This is a genomic window from Oleiphilus sp. HI0067 (assembly GCF_001635735.1).
Genome location: NZ_LWFI01001717.1, coordinates 1 through 661 on the forward strand (window position 1 = coordinate 1; position 661 = coordinate 661).

Sequence of the window (661 nt, forward strand, 5' to 3'; positions counted from 1 at the left end):
CGCAATATACAGCACTTAAAGTATTCGGCTTTACAGGCTTGAGTGGCCAAGCAGATAGCAGCAATATCGATTTTGTCGCCATGCCTTATCAAGGCTATCCCTCGTTTTTATTGAGTGGCGCAAAGACCGTATGGAGCTTTCGACCAGTGAATGCCACTACGGTCGATTATTCATCTGCCACCGTCACCCTTAAAGATCCAAACAACGTTGCTCAAACCCTCATCGATAAGGTCGCCTCAGATAGCTACAAAACGGATAACGGAACACTGCGCGGAGATAACGTATTCGTAAACAGTTCCGCGAAACAAATCACTTGGTATTTCAACTACGCCTGCGACACGATTTACACCGTTAATATCGATAATGTGCTGGTGGATGGTTCGAGTCGCTACTATCAATATCAGGTCAATATCATTTATGACAAAGTCGTTGGTTTGACGGATGCATCGGCAGTCGTTGACGAAAACGTGTATCTGCATGACATCAACGACCAGCGCATGTGGTACGACGTAACCCCCATAAATCAAAAGGCGTGGTCAGGAGCAAATTCCACATGTGGCGGCACGACAGTTAATAACCTCGGTGATTGGCATTTGCCGCGAATTAATGAGCTCCGCGACTTCATCTACATCCTCAATAACCTTCCAAGCGTTGACTTAAA

The 661-nt window shown here is 46.0% G+C and carries 1 protein-coding gene; it reads left to right on the forward strand.

Going from position 1 to position 661, the window contains the following annotated elements; translation table 11 throughout:
- A partial coding sequence (locus A3739_RS30555) for a hypothetical protein (RefSeq protein ID WP_197472635.1) occupies positions 1–661 on the forward strand: 661 nt, incomplete at both ends.